The 15,757-nt window shown below is 74.2% G+C and carries 15 protein-coding genes; 7 read left to right on the plus strand and 8 right to left on the minus strand.

Going from position 1 to position 15,757, the window contains the following annotated elements; genetic code table 11:
• Positions 1-64 precede the first annotated feature (64 nt).
• Together J4709_RS02585 and J4709_RS02590 are read right to left on the minus strand one after the other, a co-directional pair.
• On the minus strand, positions 65-787 hold the full coding sequence (locus tag J4709_RS02585; protein WP_307800891.1) for a cytidylate kinase-like family protein: 723 nt from the start codon (positions 785-787) through the stop codon (positions 65-67).
• Positions 788-1,007: 220 nt separating this feature from the next.
• Positions 1,008-1,991 carry a tetratricopeptide repeat protein gene (locus tag J4709_RS02590; protein ID WP_232382881.1) on the minus strand — a complete coding sequence of 328 codons (984 nt, stop codon included), beginning with the start codon at positions 1,989-1,991 and terminating at the stop codon, positions 1,008-1,010.
• 443 nt (positions 1,992-2,434) lie between these two features.
• Between J4709_RS02590 and J4709_RS02595 the strand changes: the two genes are divergently transcribed.
• Together J4709_RS02595 and J4709_RS02600 are read left to right on the plus strand one after the other, a co-directional pair.
• Complete coding sequence (locus J4709_RS02595; RefSeq protein ID WP_232382924.1) at positions 2,435-3,619, plus strand: ATP-binding cassette domain-containing protein; 1,185 nt, start codon at positions 2,435-2,437, stop codon at positions 3,617-3,619.
• On the plus strand, positions 3,612-5,018 hold the full coding sequence (locus J4709_RS02600) for a hypothetical protein (RefSeq protein ID WP_208236455.1): 1,407 nt from the start codon (positions 3,612-3,614) through the stop codon (positions 5,016-5,018). The genes J4709_RS02595 and J4709_RS02600 overlap by 8 nt, the downstream gene beginning before the upstream one ends.
• A 4-nt stretch (positions 5,019-5,022) precedes the next feature.
• Here the strand turns inward: J4709_RS02600 and J4709_RS02605 are convergent, their stop codons facing one another.
• The gene (locus tag J4709_RS02605; protein WP_208236457.1) at positions 5,023-5,346 is read right to left on the minus strand and encodes a DUF3817 domain-containing protein; all 324 of its coding nucleotides are present in this window, start codon (positions 5,344-5,346) and stop codon (positions 5,023-5,025) included.
• A 127-nt stretch (positions 5,347-5,473) separates the two neighbouring features.
• Between J4709_RS02605 and J4709_RS02610 the strand changes: the two genes are divergently transcribed.
• Both J4709_RS02610 and J4709_RS02615 read left to right on the plus strand, forming a co-directional pair.
• Positions 5,474-6,271 (plus strand): DUF2127 domain-containing protein, encoded by a 798-nt coding sequence (locus tag J4709_RS02610; protein ID WP_208236459.1) that lies wholly within the window; start codon positions 5,474-5,476, stop codon positions 6,269-6,271.
• A 35-nt stretch (positions 6,272-6,306) separates the two neighbouring features.
• On the plus strand, positions 6,307-7,002 hold the full coding sequence (locus tag J4709_RS02615; protein ID WP_208236461.1) for a DUF4230 domain-containing protein: 696 nt from the start codon (positions 6,307-6,309) through the stop codon (positions 7,000-7,002).
• 52 nt (positions 7,003-7,054) lie between these two features.
• On the opposite strand, the gene J4709_RS02620 is transcribed toward J4709_RS02615, so the two are convergent.
• Entirely contained in the window at positions 7,055-8,245 is a 1,191-nt protein-coding gene (locus J4709_RS02620) for an acetyl-CoA C-acetyltransferase (RefSeq protein ID WP_208236463.1), read from the minus strand.
• 106 nt (positions 8,246-8,351) lie between these two features.
• Here J4709_RS02620 and mce point away from each other — a divergent pair, with 106 nt between their 5' ends.
• The 3 genes from mce (at position 8,352) to J4709_RS02635 (ending at position 12,103) form a co-directional block, all read left to right on the plus strand.
• Positions 8,352-8,774 (plus strand): methylmalonyl-CoA epimerase, encoded by a 423-nt coding sequence (gene mce / locus J4709_RS02625; protein WP_208236465.1) that lies wholly within the window; start codon positions 8,352-8,354, stop codon positions 8,772-8,774.
• A gap of 369 nt (positions 8,775-9,143) precedes the next feature.
• A complete protein-coding gene (locus J4709_RS02630; RefSeq protein ID WP_208236467.1) occupies positions 9,144-10,487 on the plus strand; it encodes a DivIVA domain-containing protein in 1,344 nt (447 codons plus the stop codon).
• A 155-nt stretch (positions 10,488-10,642) separates the two neighbouring features.
• Entirely contained in the window at positions 10,643-12,103 is a 1,461-nt protein-coding gene (locus tag J4709_RS02635) for an AI-2E family transporter (RefSeq protein ID WP_307800892.1), read from the plus strand.
• Between the two features lie 21 nt (positions 12,104-12,124).
• On the opposite strand, the gene J4709_RS02640 is transcribed toward J4709_RS02635, so the two are convergent.
• From J4709_RS02640 to J4709_RS02655, 4 genes are all read right to left on the minus strand, one after another.
• Positions 12,125-12,916 carry an alpha/beta fold hydrolase gene (locus tag J4709_RS02640; protein ID WP_208236470.1) on the minus strand — a complete coding sequence of 264 codons (792 nt, stop codon included), beginning with the start codon at positions 12,914-12,916 and terminating at the stop codon, positions 12,125-12,127.
• A gap of 116 nt (positions 12,917-13,032) precedes the next feature.
• Positions 13,033-13,755, minus strand: a complete 723-nt coding sequence (locus J4709_RS02645) for an alpha/beta hydrolase (protein WP_208236472.1) — start codon at positions 13,753-13,755, stop codon at positions 13,033-13,035.
• 41 nt (positions 13,756-13,796) lie between these two features.
• Entirely contained in the window at positions 13,797-14,114 is a 318-nt protein-coding gene (locus tag J4709_RS02650; protein WP_208236475.1) for an Rv1322 family protein, read from the minus strand.
• A gap of 13 nt (positions 14,115-14,127) precedes the next feature.
• Positions 14,128-15,714, minus strand: coding sequence for a 3-hydroxyacyl-CoA dehydrogenase family protein (locus tag J4709_RS02655; protein WP_208236476.1), 1,587 nt, complete (start codon positions 15,712-15,714; stop codon positions 14,128-14,130).
• Between the last annotated feature and the right edge of the window lie 43 nt (positions 15,715-15,757).

Genomic DNA, 15,757 nt, shown 5'->3' on the forward strand with positions numbered 1-15,757 from the left:
TCCCGGCCGCCACGTCCCATGGGGCACGGGACGCCCGGGGGCCGCCGCCCTCTCCGCCGGCGGCTCACAGCGCCCGCGCCGCGACCGCGATCAGGTCGACGGCGGCGGATGCGGGCAGCCTCGTGGTGTCGATCACGAGATGGTAGAGCCGCGGATCGGCGGGGTCGGCCCCGTAGAAGTGCTTCACGTAGGCCGTGCGGGCGCGGTCGTTGTCATCGAGCATACGCTCAACATCGCGGTCCGGCGTCCCGCTCGCGCCGACCGGGCCCCGCATCCCGCCTGCGGCGCGGCCCCGGCGGCCGCCCGGAGCGGGCCTCGCCTCGCCCGCGGCGCTCTTTGCCAGCGCGTCCGCGGCGACCGCGAGGCGCCGGTCGCGCGGGCCGTCCAGCCGGACGTGCAGCACCCCGGGACGGCCCGCCAGCACGACGGCCGCGGCGCGGCCGAGCAGCACGCCCCCGCCGCGCTCCGCCGCCTGGTGGATGACCTGCTCGGTGTGCTCGACGAACTCCTCGGGACGGATGATCGCCTGCTCGGGGAGGTAGACGTCCATCGCGCCGAGCGCGACGTTCGGCAGCCGCGCCGCGCCCGCGAGGATGCGGCCGATGCCGCTCTCGGCGCGCCCGTCGTGCGCGAGCGCCTCCTCCAGCGTGCAGCCGATCTCGCCGGCGACCCGCACGGGAATGGCCCGGTCGAGGAACGGCAGCCCGAGCCGCTCGGCGACCGCGGGGCCGACCACGTCGCCCCGCGCGCCGAACGCGGCGGAGATCGTCACGACACGGGCGCTCACACCCGCTACATGCCCGATTCGCCCCGCTCCAAGGCTCCGAACCCGCCACATTCCCCGTCTGACACGGCGATCGCGACGCCCAGCCATCACGCGAGCGCGTTATCTGACCGGTGGGGCGACGCCGAAGGCGAGCCCCACCGGGAAGCTCGCGAAGCGAGGTCGCGCTCGCCCGAGCACGGTCAGCGGGCGAGCCCCAGGCGAGCCCGCTGGGCCGGTGTCCTTAGAACAGCGCGGACTGGAGGGAGCGGCGGGCCTTGGTGATGCGGGGGTCCTCCGGGGGCAGCAGCTCGAACAGCGACAGCAGGTGCGTGCGGGCCGCGTCGCGGTCGTCGCCGGCGCTGCCGCGCACCGCGGTGAGCAGCCGCGCGAACGCCTCCTCGATCCGGCCGGACACCATCTCCACGTCCGCCGCGCTGATCTGCGCCCGCACGTCGCCGGGCTTGTCCGCCGCCTCCTGCACGGCGCGCTCCGGGTCGAGCGCCTCCACCCGCAGGCTCAGCCCGACGAGCGCGAGGCCCTGCTTGGCCTGGCCGTCCCGCGGGTTCGCGGCGAGGACGCGCTCGAAGGCGGCCTTCGCGCCCTCGAGGTCGCCGCGCTGCAGCGCGTCCTCGGCCTCGGCGTACACCGAGTCGGCCGGGGACGGCGCCTCGCCGGGCGCCGCGGCCTCGCCCTCGGCGCCCTCCGGCAGGATGCCCTCCTGCCGCAGCGCCTCGAAGAGCTGGTCGATCGCCTGCCGGACCTGCGGCTCGGGCGCCGCGCCGTTCAGGAACGGCAGCAGCTGCCCCGCCACGACCGCCGCGACGAACGGGATGCCGCGCACGCCCATCTGCTGCATGTACGCGCCGAGCTGCGGGTTGGCGTCGATGTCGACCTTGGCGAGGATCCACTTGCCGGCCGCCTCGGTGGCGAGCTTCTCCAGGATCGGGCCGAGCTGCTTGCACGGCCCGCACCAGTCGGCCCAGAAGTCGACGAGGATCGGGACGCTCTGCGACCGCTCCACGACCTCGGTGTTGAAGGTCTCGTCGGTGACGTCCACGACGTGGGGCCCGCCGGCGGGTGCGGCACCGGCCGGGCCGGCCGGACCGCCCGCGGGCGCCGCGCCGGCCTGCGCGGCCTGCGCCCGGCGCTCCTGCTGCTTCCTGGTGGCCGCCTGGCGAGCCCCCAGGTCGATGGCCCCGTGCAACGAAAAGTCCCGAGAAGGCATGGGTCCATCCTGCCCCATGACCGCCCCCGCCTGTGCGCCCGTCCGCTCGCAGCGGAGCGCGCCGCGCGGCCGGGGCGGCCGGCGCCGCCGCGCGGCCCCGACCGCGACGCCCCGTTCCGAGGGATGCCAACGCAATTGTCCACCTTTTTTGAATTCTCACCTTCGGTCGGAAGGCAAAGAATCCAGGCGTCCTGCCGTAAAGGCAAAAAGATTGCTGACAGCCATCACCAAGCCCGGTTATAGTCGCGATGTCGATGCATCGTGCGACGGCAAAAGAGATCCGGTGCCCCGGGCCCCGCCGATTCGGCCGGCCCGGCGGAGGACGGGCGCCGTGTGGCGCCGGGAGCGGCCACCGGCCCGGCTCGGACGACCGTCGCGCTCGCATGACGAGCAACGGGGGGAAACAAGTGATCGCGGAGCATTCCGCGATCGTGGCCCGAGGAATGGGTGTCCGCCGCGGGGGGCGGTGGCTCCTGCGCCCGGTGACCTTCGGCGTGACCGAAGGCGTGGTCGGCTTCGCCGGTCCACCTGGTGTCGGTAAATCCACTCTGCTGGCCACGTTCGCGACCTTGCGCCGGCCCAATTCCGGCGTGCTTCACATTCTCGGGCACGACATAGCGAATGCCGCGGACCTGCGCGCCGCGCGGGCCCGGATCGGCTACCTGCCGGCCCGGTTCTCCCGCGCGGAGAGCATGACGGCGGGCGAGTTCGTCGCGTACGCGGCGTACTACAAGCGCACGAGCACCTCAGTGGCACGGTCCATCATGAAGCGGCTGGACCTCGCCGAGGCCGCCGGGACGGCGCTGTCGCTGCTGCCGCCGGACGTCCGGCTGCGCGCCGGCCTCGCCGCCGCCTGCGTGCACGGCCCGGACCTGCTGGTCCTGGACGACCCGTTCGGCGACCTGCGCGCCGCGGCCGATCCGTGGCCGACCGGCGCGGCGGGCCCGGGCGGGTCCGCGTTCTCGGCCGCGGTGGCCGAGCTGGTGCCGGTGCTGCGCTCGCTGGCGCCGACCGTCCTGGTCAGCGCCGACGACACCGAGACGCTCACCGGCTGGTGCGACCGGCTGCTCACGCTGGCGCGCGGCAGGCTCAGCGAGCAGCCCACGCATTCGGCGTCGGCCCGCCGGGGCCGCTCGGCCGCGGACCGCCGCGCCGCCGCCGACCGTCCGGGCGCCGTACGCCGGGCCGCCGACGACCCCACGGGAGCCGGCCACGGCACCGAGCCGGGCCGTCCCGCGGACCAGAGCGGCGCGACCGGACGCCTGCTGGGAACCGATCTGCCGGCCGGCGCGGGCCGCGCACCCGCGGACCACCGCGCCGCGGCCGGTGCGGACCCCGAGAGCACGGCCGGGCACACCCCGAAGGGCCACGCCCGCGGCAGGGCGGGCCGGTCGCGGCGCGGCGGGCCGAAGCGGCGGCCGGCACGGCTCGCGCTGCCCCACGTCAACCTGCGCCCCGCCGCCCTGCGCCCGGCCGCACTGCGGTCGGCGGCCCTGCGGTCGGCGGCACTGCGGTCGGTCGCGCGGCGTCCGGCCGCGCTGGGTCCGGCGGCACTGCGGCAGGTGGCGCTGCCGGTGGCGAGGCTGCGGTCGAGGCGGGCCGCCGCGGGGAGCGGCGCCGGTGTCTGACCTCGGTCGGGTGCTCCGGCTGGACGCCCGCCGCTCGGCACTGCTGGTCGCGGTGCCGGTCCTCTCCGCGGTCGGGACGGCGGCGGCGGGCCCGCCGCTGCTGCCCTCGGTCGCCTACTGGGACAACTCCGTCGTCGCGCTGGTCAACGCGGTGCGGTTCCTCGGCCCGGCCGCGGCCGGGCTGGCCGCGTGGACGGCCGTGCGGGAGCGCCCGCTCGACTACCTGCGCGACCTGACGGCGCGCTCGCCCGCCACGGGCGCGCTGCTCGACCTGCTGCTGCTCTCCGCGGCGGCGCTCGCGTCCTACCTGGTGGTGACCGCGCTGGTGGTCGCGGTCACGCTGCTGCGGCAGGAGGCCGGGCACCCGCATCCGCTCGGCGTGGTCGCGGGGGCGGGCGCGCTGGTCCTGCACGTCGCGGTCGGCTACCTGGCCGGACGGGTCGTCCCGCACCGGGCGACGGCGGCCGTGGTGCTCGCCGTGACGGCGCTCTGGGCGGCCCTGCGCGCCCCGGGGACGTCGTGGCTGAGCCTGCTCCCCCCGGCGGGGTTCAACCGGATCCAGCTGTTCACCACGCTGCGCGCGGGGGTCCTCGCCTACCAGATGCTGTGGGCGTCGGGGCTGACGGCGGCGCTGGTCCTCGGGTACGTGCTGTGGGCGACGCGGCGGCTGCTGCTCGTCCTGCCGCTGGCCCTGGCGCTGGCGGCGACCGGCGGCGCGACGCTCGGCCTGCGCGACGCGGGCGGGACGGTCACGCCGGCGCCGGCGGCGCGGGTGTGCCGGGAGTGGCCGCTGACCGTGTGCGTGCATCCGGCGCTGCGCGCGGCGCTGCCCTCGCTCATGAACGCCGTGACGCCGCTCGCGGCGCGGCTGAGCGGCACGCCGGGCGCGTTCACCCGCGTCGAGCAGCTCCCGGACTGGCTGCCGGCCGGGGTGGCGGACGGCGTCGCCGGCATCCACCTCGACGAGGACCTGGCGCCCGGTTACCAGGAGCGGGCCGTCCGGCAGATCAGGGACGGGCTGCTGAACGCGAGCGCGTGCGCGGCGCCCGGTCGGCCGCGCGGCTACGGCTCGCTGGTGGACGCGTGGCTGCTCGGCGAGCAGCCGCCCGCGATCGGCGACGCGCGCGCGGCGCGGCGGTTCGCGTCCTGGGGCGACGAGCGGCGGCGCGTCTGGCTGCGCCGGCACTTCGCCGGCTACCGGTCGTGCGCGCTGGGCCCGGCGGACTTCCGCCCGGCGCCCAGGCGGGTGCACCGGCAGCCGGGACGGGTGGCGCGCGACGCCCACCGGGCCGTCCCTGCGCCGCCCCGCGCGGACGGGCCGTCCCCGCGCCTGGACGGGCCGTCCCCCCGTGTGACCGCGGCGGACCCCCGACCGGCCGCGGTCACGCGGAAGCCGTGATCGCTCAGGCGCGTCCGGCGGGCTGCGGCTCGGCGCCGGCCGCGCCTGCCGGCTTGGCCCAGTTCCGCTCGACGAAGTACGGCGCGACGGGCAGCACCGCGGCGACGAGCGCGAGGACGGTGCGCTTGAGCCCCCAGCCGAGCTTCTCGCCCGCGAAGAACGCCAGCCCGACGTAGCCGAGGAACAGGATGCCGTGGATGGGCCCCATCACCTTGACGGCCACCGGCAGGTCCGCGCCGTACTTCAGCGGCATGGCGATGAGCAGCAGGACCAGGAAAGAGGTCGCCTCGGCGATGGAGACGACCCGGAAAGCGCGCACGATGTCCACGAACCGCTCAACGCCCCGCCGCCGTTCCCGGTTTCGGCCATGGCTATGGCCCTGCTCACAACGCCCTCAGGGACCGTTACCAAGATGGGACGACATGTCGGCCGCCCGACCGCTCTAAGGTGTCCGGGTGGACTGGAGCCTGCTGACCTGTGCGCGCAAGGGGCACGTCACCTATGCCCCCGACGAGGTGCCGCTGCGCGAGCGGCTGATGGTGGCGTCGCCCGTCGGGGAGGCGTGGCGGTGCCTGCGCTGCGGCGCGTACGTGCACGGCGAGCCGCACGGCTCCGGCCCGGCCGAGCGGGCGCCGCTGGTGAAGCGGGGCAAGGAGCTGCGCGACGCCTTCATCATGCGGTTCTTCGCGGTGGAGCGGCTGATCCGCGGGCTGATCGTGGCGGTGGCGGCGTACGGGGTGTGGCGGTTCGCGCAGAGCCGCGGCTCCATCGAGGAGGTCTTCGAGAAGGAGATCCCGCTGCTGCGGCCGATCGCCAAGCAGTTCGGCTGGGACCTGGACCACTCCAAGGTCGTCACCTCGATCCGGCACGTGTTCGGGCTGGAGGAGAAGACGCTGCGCTGGCTCGCGATCGGGCTGCTGGTGTACGCGGCGATCGAGATCATCGAGGCGGTCGGGCTGTGGCTGCTGAAGCGGTGGGGCGAGTACTTCGCGGTCGTCGCGACGTGCTTCGGCCTGCCGGTGGAGATCTACGAGCTGTCCGAGAAGGTCACCGTGCTGCGGATCGGCGCGCTGGCCATCAACATCGGTCTGATCGTCTACATCATCGTCACCAAACGGCTGTTCGGCGTGCGCGGCGGTCGGGCCGCCCACGAGGCGCATCTGCGCAGCGAGTCGCTGATGGAGGTGGAGCACGCGGCGGACGATCCGGACGTCGCGCGCACGCCGCGTCCGGCCGCGGAGTCGCCGGGATGAGGTGAGTGGGCGGTAAGTCCGGGAATGTGGGGAGCATGCCGAAGAACGACGCGGCCCGCGAGCCCGCCCCCCAGCGCGTGCGACCCGTCCCCCGGCGCGGTGCCCTCACCGGTCTCGTGCTCGTCGTGGCGACCGTCGTGGTCGTCCTCGTCGGGCAGCGGGTCCTGCACGGCCTCCCGCACTGGATGAACCCGTTCCACGAGGAGACCAAGGACCGCAGCGGCCCGGTGCTGCTGCAGTCGATCCGCGACCTGAACCGCTACGAGGCCGCCAGCGGCAACTTCCAGGTCGTCGTCGACCTGGAGAAGGACGCGAAGTTCCTGCCGTCCTCGCTGCGCGGCAAGCGCACCCTGTTCGTGGGCAACGGCTCCGTCGACGCCTACGTGGACTTCTCCGCCGTCGGCTCCGGCGCGGTGAAGGTGAACTCCGACCGGACGGCGGCGATCATCTCGCTGCCGCACGCCCGATTGGAGCCGACGAACCTCGACACCAAGCGCAGCTACGTCTACGCGACCGAGCGCGGCCTGTTCGACCGGTTCGGCGACTTCTTCAGCAGCAACCCCGACAACCAGCAGCAGCTGTACGTCCTGGCGAGCCAGAAGATCCAGACGGCGGCGCAGCAGAGCAGGCTCGCCGCCCAGGCGGACGCCAACACCAAGCGGATGCTGGAGAACATGCTGAGGGCGCTGGGCTTCAAGACGGTCACCGTCCAGCAGCCCAACGCCCAGTAAGCCCGCGACCAGCGCCGAGCAGCCTGCTCAGGGGTGCTCGGCCCGTCCGGCGTTACGCGTTCGGGACGCGCAGGATCAGCGCGTCGCCCTGGCCGCCGCCGCCGCACAGGCCGGCCGCGCCGACGCCGCCGCCGCGGCGCTTGAGCTCGTAGGCGAGGTGCAGCGCGATGCGGGCGCCGGACATGCCGACCGGGTGGCCGAGCGCGATGGCGCCGCCGTTGACGTTGACCTTCTCGGGGCCGGCGCCGAGGTCGCGCATCGACTGGATGCCGACCGAGGCGAACGCCTCGTTGATCTCGATGAGGTCGAGGTCGTCGACGGTCAGGCCCTCCTTGCCGAGGGCGTGCTTGATGGCGTTGGACGGCTGGGACTGCAGCGAGTTGTCCGGGCCGGCGACGTTGCCGTGCGCGCCGATCTCGGCGAGCCAGGTGAGGCCGAGCTCCTCGGCCTTCGCCTTGGACATCACGACGACGGCGGCGGCGCCGTCGGAGATCTGCGAGGACGAGCCGGCGGTGATCGTCCCGTCCTTGCTGAACGCGGGGCGCAGCCGCGCGAGCGACTCGGCGGTGGTGTCGGCGCGCACGCCCTCGTCCTTGGCGAACACGATCGGGTCGCCCTTGCGCTGCGGGATCTCGACCGGGGCGATCTCGTCGTCGAAGACGCCGTTCTTGATGGCCGCGGCGGCGCGCTGGTGCGAGCGCGCGGAGAACTCGTCCTGCTCCTCGCGGGAGATGCCGAGCCTGGCGTTGTGGTGCTCGGTGGACTCGCCCATCGCGATGCCGTCGAACGCGTCGGTCAGCGCGTCGTAGGCCATGTGGTCGAGGACCTCGATCGAGCCGTACTTGTAGCCGGCCCGGGACTTCGGCAGCAGGTGCGGGGCCTGCGTCATCGACTCCATGCCGCCCGCGACGACGATGTCGAACTCGCCGGCCCGGATGAGCTGGTCGGCGAGCGCGATCGCGTCCAGCCCGGACAGGCAGACCTTGTTGATCGTGATGGACGGGACGTTCATCGGGATGCCGGCCTTGACCGCCGCCTGCCGGGACGGGATCTGCCCCGCGCCCGCCTGCAGGACCTGCCCGAGGATCACGTACTGCACCTGGTCGCCGGTGACGCCGGCCCGCTCCAGCGCCGCCTTGATCGCGTGGGCGCCGAGGTCGGCGGCGGAGAAGTCCTTCAGCGCGCCCTGCAGGCGCCCCACGGGGGTGCGCGCTCCGGCGACGATCACGGACGTGGCGGTCATGAGGGGGCCTCCAGGATGGTGCTGCGGCGACGTTTGCCACCATACCCAGGGAAGCGGCGCACGCAGCCGTTCGCCCCCGTCTGGCCGTCCATAGGGAGAAAGACCCATGCTGACCCGTATCGACCACATCGGCATCGCCTGTCACGACCTGGAGGCGACCGTCGAGTTCTACAAGGCGACCTACGGCTTCACCGACGCGCACTTCGAGGTGAACGAGGAGCAGGGCGTCCGGGAGTGCATGCTCAAGATCAACGAGACCGGCGACGGCGCGGCCAGCTACCTGCAGCTGATCGAGCCGATCCGGGACGACTCGGCCGTCGCCAAGTGGCTGGCGAAGAACGGCGAGGGGGTGCACCACATCGCGTTCGGCACCGACCGGGCCGTCGCGGACGAGTCCGCGGAGATCGCGGGCAGGGGCGTCCGGGTGCTGTACGACGCGCCGAGGAACGGCTCGATGGGGTCCTTGATCAACTTTTTGCACCCGAAGGACTGCCACGGCGTGCTGACGGAGCTCGTCCAGAAGGCCTAGCGGGCGGCCGCGGGGGCCGCGCGGTCCGGCGGGACGGGGCGCGGCGCGGGCGCGATCGGATCGTGACGTGTTCGATATCACCTCGGGGGGCGGCGGGGTGCAAGACCGCCGCTCTGTGAGCATTCGGACACATCTGGTGCATTTGCGGCCCCCGTACCTGGGCACCTGGGGCACCGGACGCCGTAACCGCAAACTGGGACAAACCACGCAGCGCGTCAAGATGAGCCCCCAACACGGCAGTGTCCGGAGTACGCTTCATCCACCGGAAGAGGTCTGGGGCACTGCGCACGTTCATGGCGCCCGTTCATGCCAGGCGATCAACCGGTCCCCGGAACCACCCGTAGCCCCGTCACATCAGGATTGAGCCCTATGCAGTCCGACATCGACGCCCAGCTCAGCAACTTCTTCGAGGACACGCCCCCGCGCGATTTCGACGTGGTGCTCCGTGGCTACGACCGGCACCAGGTCGACGAGCACATCAAACAGCTCGAGAACGAGGGCCGGCAGGCACGCGAGCAGTCCCAGGCCCTGCAGCGGGAGCTGTCGGACGCCCACCGCCAGCTGCAGGAGCAGGAACGTCCCACCTACTCCGGTCTCGGTGCCCGCATCGAGCAGTTGCTGCGGCTCGCCGAGGAGCAGGCCACCGAACTCGTCCAGGCCGCCCGGTCCGAGGCCAACGAGATCAAGGCCGCCGCGAAGGTCGACGCCGCCGAGCAGCGCGCCACCGCCGAGAACGACGCCGCCGAGCTGCGCGCCACCGCCCAGCGCGAGGGCGACGACATGCGGCAGTCCGCCGAGCGCGAGGCCGAGGAGGTGCGCACCTCCGCCCGCCGCGAGGCCGACGAGCTGACCTCCACGACCGAGCGCGAGGTCGCCAAGCTGCGCGCCACCGCCGACCACGAGGTCGCCGAGAAGCGCGCCGCCGCCGAGCGCGAGATCGCCAAGCTGCGCACCACCACCGAGCGCGAGGTCGCGCAGCTGCGCGCGTCCACCAAGCGCGAGCGCGACGAGATCCTCACGACCGCCAAGCGGCAGGCCGACGAGATGCGCGCGCAGGCGCAGCGCATCCTGGAGGAGAGCGAGGCGCAGCGGGCGCAGGCCGAGGCCGAGTTCGAGATCCAGCTGGCCGCCCGCCGCGAGGAGGCCGACCGGCAGGACGCCGAGCGGCACGCCGCCGCGCAGGCCGCCACGCAGAAGCTGGTCGCCGAGGCCGAGCAGCGCGCCGCGTCCGCCGAGCAGCGCGCCGCCAAGGCCACCCAGCAGGCCGAGCAGACGCGGCGCGAGGCCGACTCGCACGCCAAGCAGCTCATGGCCAACGCCCGCAAGAACTCCGACAACGTCATCGCCGAGGCCAAGTCGCAGGCCGAGCAGCTGCTCGCCGAGACCAAGGCCGAGGCCGACCGCGTCCGCACCGCCGCGCAGCGCCAGGTCGACGAGCTGACCCGGCAGCGCGACAGCATCACCAGCCACCTCAACCAGCTGCGCCAGCTCATCGGCGGCGTCGCCCCGGCGATGGGCGGCGGCGAGCCCGAGCTGGCCGCGCCGCCGGAGAAGGCGGCCATCCCGGCCGCCGAGCCGAAGCCGGCCCCGGCGCAGCAGCAGGCCCAGCCCAAGCAGCAGCCCGCCCAGCCCGCCGGCAAGGCCGCGCCGGCCAAGCAGGCCCCCCAGGGCAAGAAGTCCGACGAGGACGACGAGGACTGGTGGCAGGAGTGACCCGCCGGGCCGGCTGACGGCCCGGCGGCGCGCGACGGAGAGCCCGGAGGCGGAAACGTCTCCGGGCTTTCCGTCGTCTACCCCCTAACGCGTGGTCGGCGGCCCCCCGGTCCGGACCCGTGGACGACGACGGCAGGATGGCGAAGGAGAGCGGCGTGGCCGACGACACCCCCAGCGAGGACCGGCAGGACACGGCCCCCGGGAAGGGACGCACCGGCACCGCCGGCAAGGTCCCCGCGCCCGCGCCGCCGGCCGATACCTCCGAAGCCGGAACCGCCGACGGCGAGAAGGCCGCCAACGACGACGCTGGGGGCGGCGAGAGCGAGGGCGCGGTGGCGCCGAGCGGGGCGCTCGTTCCGGAGGCCCTGGACGAGAAGCTCGCCGAGGAGCCCGCCGGGGAGCTCGACCCCGCCACCGGCGGCCCGCGGACGCGCCCGGCGGACGACGAGCCGGCCGACCACTGGTCCCCCGCGCCCGGCGGCGAGGCGCCCGACCCGCAGGCCCCCGACCCCGCGCACGACGTGGAGCAGCGCCGCCGCGAGGCGGGCGTGAACCCGCTGTTCCCGTTCGGCCGGCCCGGGCAGCCGCTCGGCCGCGCCCACCCGTTCGTGTTCGGGTTCACCGCCGCGCTCGGCGTGATCACCGCGTGGATGCTGGTGAAGGCGGCCACGAACGCCAAGTCGGTGCTCGTGATGATCGTCGTCGCGATGTTCCTCGCGGTCGGCCTGAACCCGGCGGTGGAGCGGCTGCGCCGGTTCGGGCTGCCGCGCGGCGCCGCGGTCGGGACGGTGTTCCTGATCGTGATCCTGTTCTTCGCGGGGTTCGTCGCTTCGCTCGTCCAGCCGGTCACCGAGCAGGTCACCGAGCTGCGGCACAGCATCCCCGACTTCGTGAACCAGCTGCAGAACAACACGACGCTGGCGGACTGGGACAAGCGCTACGGGCTGCTCGACCGCGCGGAGAAGGCCGTGAACAGCCCGGGGTTCCAGAACGGGCTGACCGACACCGCCACCGGCATCGGCAAGGTCGCGATCAACGGCGTCTTCCAGACGATCACGATCCTGATCCTGACGCTGTACTTCATGAGCTCGCTGCCGCAGATCAAGACGTTCTTCTACCAGCTCGCTCCGCGCTCCCGGCGGGCCCGCGTCGCGCTGCTCGGCGACGAGATCCTGGACCGGATCGGCGGGTACGTCGCCGGCCAGTTCACGATCGCGTTCATCGCGGGGCTGTGCTCGTACATCTTCCTGTCGATCCTCGGCGTGAAGTACGCGCTGGCGCTGGCGCTGATCGTCGCGGTGACCGACCTCGTGCCGCTGATCGGCGCGACGATCGGCGCGGTGATCGTCTGCCTGGTGGCGTTCCTGACCGGCACGACCACCGACCTCATCGTCTGCGTCGTCTTCTACGTGGTCTACCAGCAGGTCGAGAACTACCTGGTGTACCCGCGGGTGATGAAGCGGACGGTCGACGTCCAGCCGGCGGTGACGATCGTCGCGGCGCTGGTCGGCGCGGCGCTGCTCGGCGTCGTCGGGGCGCTGCTGGCGATCCCGACGGCGGCGGCGATCTCGCTGCTGATCCGCGAGGTGGTCCTGCCGAGGCAGGAAACGCTCTGAGCCGTTCCGGGCCGCCCGGCGTCAGCCGGTGGTGCGGGCCAGCGCGGCGGCGAACTCGGCGACGGCCTGGTTGAACAGGTCGGGCTGCTCGACGGCGCACAGGTGCCCGGCGCGCGGGATGACGAGCAGCTCGGCGTTCGGCAGGGCGTCGGCCATGGCGCGCGCCTCGTCCTCGGTGGCGATGGTGTCCTCGTCGCCGGCCATCACCAGCGCGGGCACCTTGAGGCCGCGCAGCGTCTCGAACGCGTCGGGGCGCGCGGCCATCGCGCGCTGCGCCCACGCGGCGGCGGGCGGCGGCGTCGCCTGGACGAGGCCGCGGACGCGCCCGTAGACGAGGGCGCGCTGGCGGTAGGTGGTGGGCCCGACGAGGCCGGGCAGCACCTCGTCCAGCAGGACCTGGACGGTGCCGTCGCGGTCGATCGCGTCGGCCTGCCGGAGCCGGTTCTCGCGCGCCGCGGGGGTGTCGGCGCCGGCGCGGGTGGAGGCGAGGACGACGCCGAGGACGAGGTCGGGGTGGCGGCGGCACAGCGCCATCGCGACGTACCCGCCCATGGACAGGCCGCCGACGACGGCGCGCCGCACGCCGATGCCGCGGAACAGGTGCGCGACGTCGTCGGCCATCGCGTCGACCGAGGGCTCGTCGCCGCCGAGCCGCGACCCGCCGAACCCGCGCAGGTCGGGGGTGATGACGCGGAACCGGTTCGCCAGGCCCTGCCGCTGCTCGAGCCACATCGCGGAGGACAGCGGGAAGGCGTGCAGCAGGACGAGGGGTGTCCCCGTTCCGACGTCCCTGGCGTACAGCTGCACGGTCATCCGGTTCCCTCGCGTCCGCGTCCGTGGAACACCGCCGCGTTCGCACGGCGGTCGGACCATCGTTACCCGCTATCGGGGGCGGTGGGACGGGAGTGGCCGCGATCGGCCGCGAGCGTTTATCTGTCCGGTTCGTCCCATTCCGTGGGAAGCGGGCACGCGTCCGGTGCGACGTGCCGGACGATCTCGTTCAGCACGGTCCGGACGTACGGCTCGCCCACCCACAGGTGCTTGGCGTTGTCCACGCCGATCACCTCCGCCTGCGGCGCGCGCGCGAACCGCTCCTGAGCCTCCGCCGGGCGCAGGTAGTCGTCGAACTCCGGGACGAGCGCGACGAGCGGCCGCCCGTCGGCGCCCCAGGCGTCCAGGTCGGCGTCCCCGGCGCGCTTCAGCGGCGGCGACAGCAGGATCGCGCCCTCGACCAGCGGGTCCAGCCCCCAGCGCAGCGCCAGCTCGGTGCCGAACGACCAGCCGAGCAGCCACGGCCGCGGCAGGTCGTGGTACTCGGTGTACTCCAGCGCCGCGGCGACGTCGAACCGCTCGGTGTCGCCCTCGCCGAACTCGCCCTCGCTGGTGCCGCGCGCCGACGTCGTCCCGCGCGTGTTGAAGCGCAGGACGGCGAGGCCGGCGAGCGCGGGCAGCCGGTAGGACGCCTTGCGCAGCACGTGGCTGTCCATCATGCCCTCGGCGGTCGGCAGCGGGTGCAGGCAGACGAGGGTCGCGACCGGCGGCCGGTCCGCCGGCAGCGCCAGTTCCCCGACGAGCCGCAGCCCGTCGGAGGTGTGCAGGGTGATCTCCTCGCGCCGCGCCGGGAGCACCGTCGCCGCCCTGATCTCCGCCATGGACTCCCTCACTCGGTGATGCCGCGCCTGCAACGCCGCGCCTAGTAGCGCGGCGCGTTCCTGCTCCGCTGGACGCGCGGCGCCCGGCGGGCCCGCGCCTGCCAGCACGGGCGGTGCCAGTGCCGCCGGTCGTCGGCGCCGCCCCGCTCGTCCGCGGGCCACGCGACGACGTGCGGGACGCCCCGCGGGATCTCCTGGTCGCATCCCGGGCACCGGTACGCCTTCACCGCGGCGGCCCCGGTGATGGACCGGACGATCCATTCACCGTCCGGGCCGTCCTCGGTCTGCTGCGCCCAGCCCCCGCCGCCGCCCTGCGACGGCTTACCCGATACGGCGCGGCGGTTCTTGCGGGGGCTCATGCCCCAAGGATATTCAGCGGATCGGCACGCCCGCCGTGACGTGCTCGGTGAGCAGCGGGACGGGCGCGAGGGCGGGCTCGCGGGTCTCGGCGTGCAGGGCGCGCAGCACCGCGACGGCGCGGTCGATCCCGAGCCGGTCGAGGTCGGCGATCGGGCCGGTCGGGTAGCCGCAGCCGAGCGTCATCGCGGCGTCGATCGAGTCCGGGTCGGCGTAGCCGGCGCCGAGCATCGCGGCGGCGTCGTTGAGGTAGGGGAAGCGCAGCGCGTCCACGATGAACCCGGCGCGGGCGCGGCAGCGGACGACGGTGAGGCCGAGCCGTCCGGCGAGTTCGGCGGCGCGGTCGGCGACGCCGGGACCGGTCGCGACGGTCTCCGCGATCTCGGCGAGCGCGCCCGCCCTGTCCGTCGAAAGCAGGTCCGGCAGGTGCAGGCCGACGACGTCGGCGGGACGTCCGGACGCCATCGCCGCCTCGGCCACCGGGACGGTCGCGGACGTGACGGCGAGGACCGCGCCGGGCTTGGCGGCCTGCGCCGCAGCGGCCAGCAGCTCGCGTCCGGCGTCGGCGTCGCCGGACGCCTCGACGATCAGGTCGCAGTCGGCGAGGTCGGCGGCGGCGTCGCGGACCTGCGCTCCGGCGCGGTCGCAGAGCGCCGCGAACGCGTCGGCGAGGGCGCCGGTGCCGAGGATCCCGACGACGGGCGCCGGGCCGTCCGCCTGCACGGGCGCCTCGTCCTTGGGCGCGCCGTGGTCGTAGAAGCCGCGGCCGGTCTTGCGGCCGAGCAGCCCGGCCGTGACCAGCTCGCGCAGCAGCGGCGACGGCGCGTGCCGCCGGTCGCGGGTCTCGGCGTGGATCGCCTCCAGCACCTCCAGGCAGGTGTCGAGGCCGATCAGGTCCATGAGGGTGAACGGGCCCATCGGCAGCCCGGCGCCCGCCGTCATCGCGGAGTCGATGTCGTCGCGGGTCGCGTGCCCGGACTCCAGCATCCCGGCCGCCTGGTTGAGGTAGCCGAACAGCAGCCGGTTCGCGACGAACCCGGCGCGGTCGCCGATGGTGACGGGGGTCTTGCCGAGGTCCTTCACCAGCGCGGCGACGCGGTCCACGGCGGCCGGCTCGGTGAGCACCGTGCGGATCACCTCGACCAGCTTCATGACCGGCGCCGGGTTGAAGAAGTGCACCCCGACGATCTTGGTGGGCCGGTTCGTGGTGACCGCGATGTCGGTGACCGACAGCGACGAGGTGTTGGTGGCGAGGACCGCGTCGGCGCGGCACACCCCGTCCAGCGTCGCGAACACCTTCCGCTTCAGCTCCAGGCGCTCCGGCACCGCCTCGATGACCAGGTCGCAGTCCGCGAGGTCGGCGAAGTCGGTGGACAGCGCGACGCGGCCGAGGATCTCGCGCTGCGCGTCCTCGGTGAGCCTGCCGCGCTTCACCGCGCGCCCCGTCGACTTCTCCAGGTGGCCGCGGCCGCGCTCCAGCGCGTCCTGGTTCACCTCGATGCCGACGACCGCCAGGCCGCCGCGCGCCAGCACCTCGGCGATGCCCGCGCCCATGGTGCCCAGTCCGACGACCCCGACCCTGCTGAACGAACCACCAGTCATGCACCGCAGTCTCCCAGAGCGCTCGGGCCGGGCGGATGCCGGG

This window comes from Actinomadura violacea, from assembly GCF_017573465.1.
GTDB classification, from domain to species: Bacteria; Actinomycetota; Actinomycetes; order Streptosporangiales; family Streptosporangiaceae; genus Spirillospora; species Spirillospora violacea.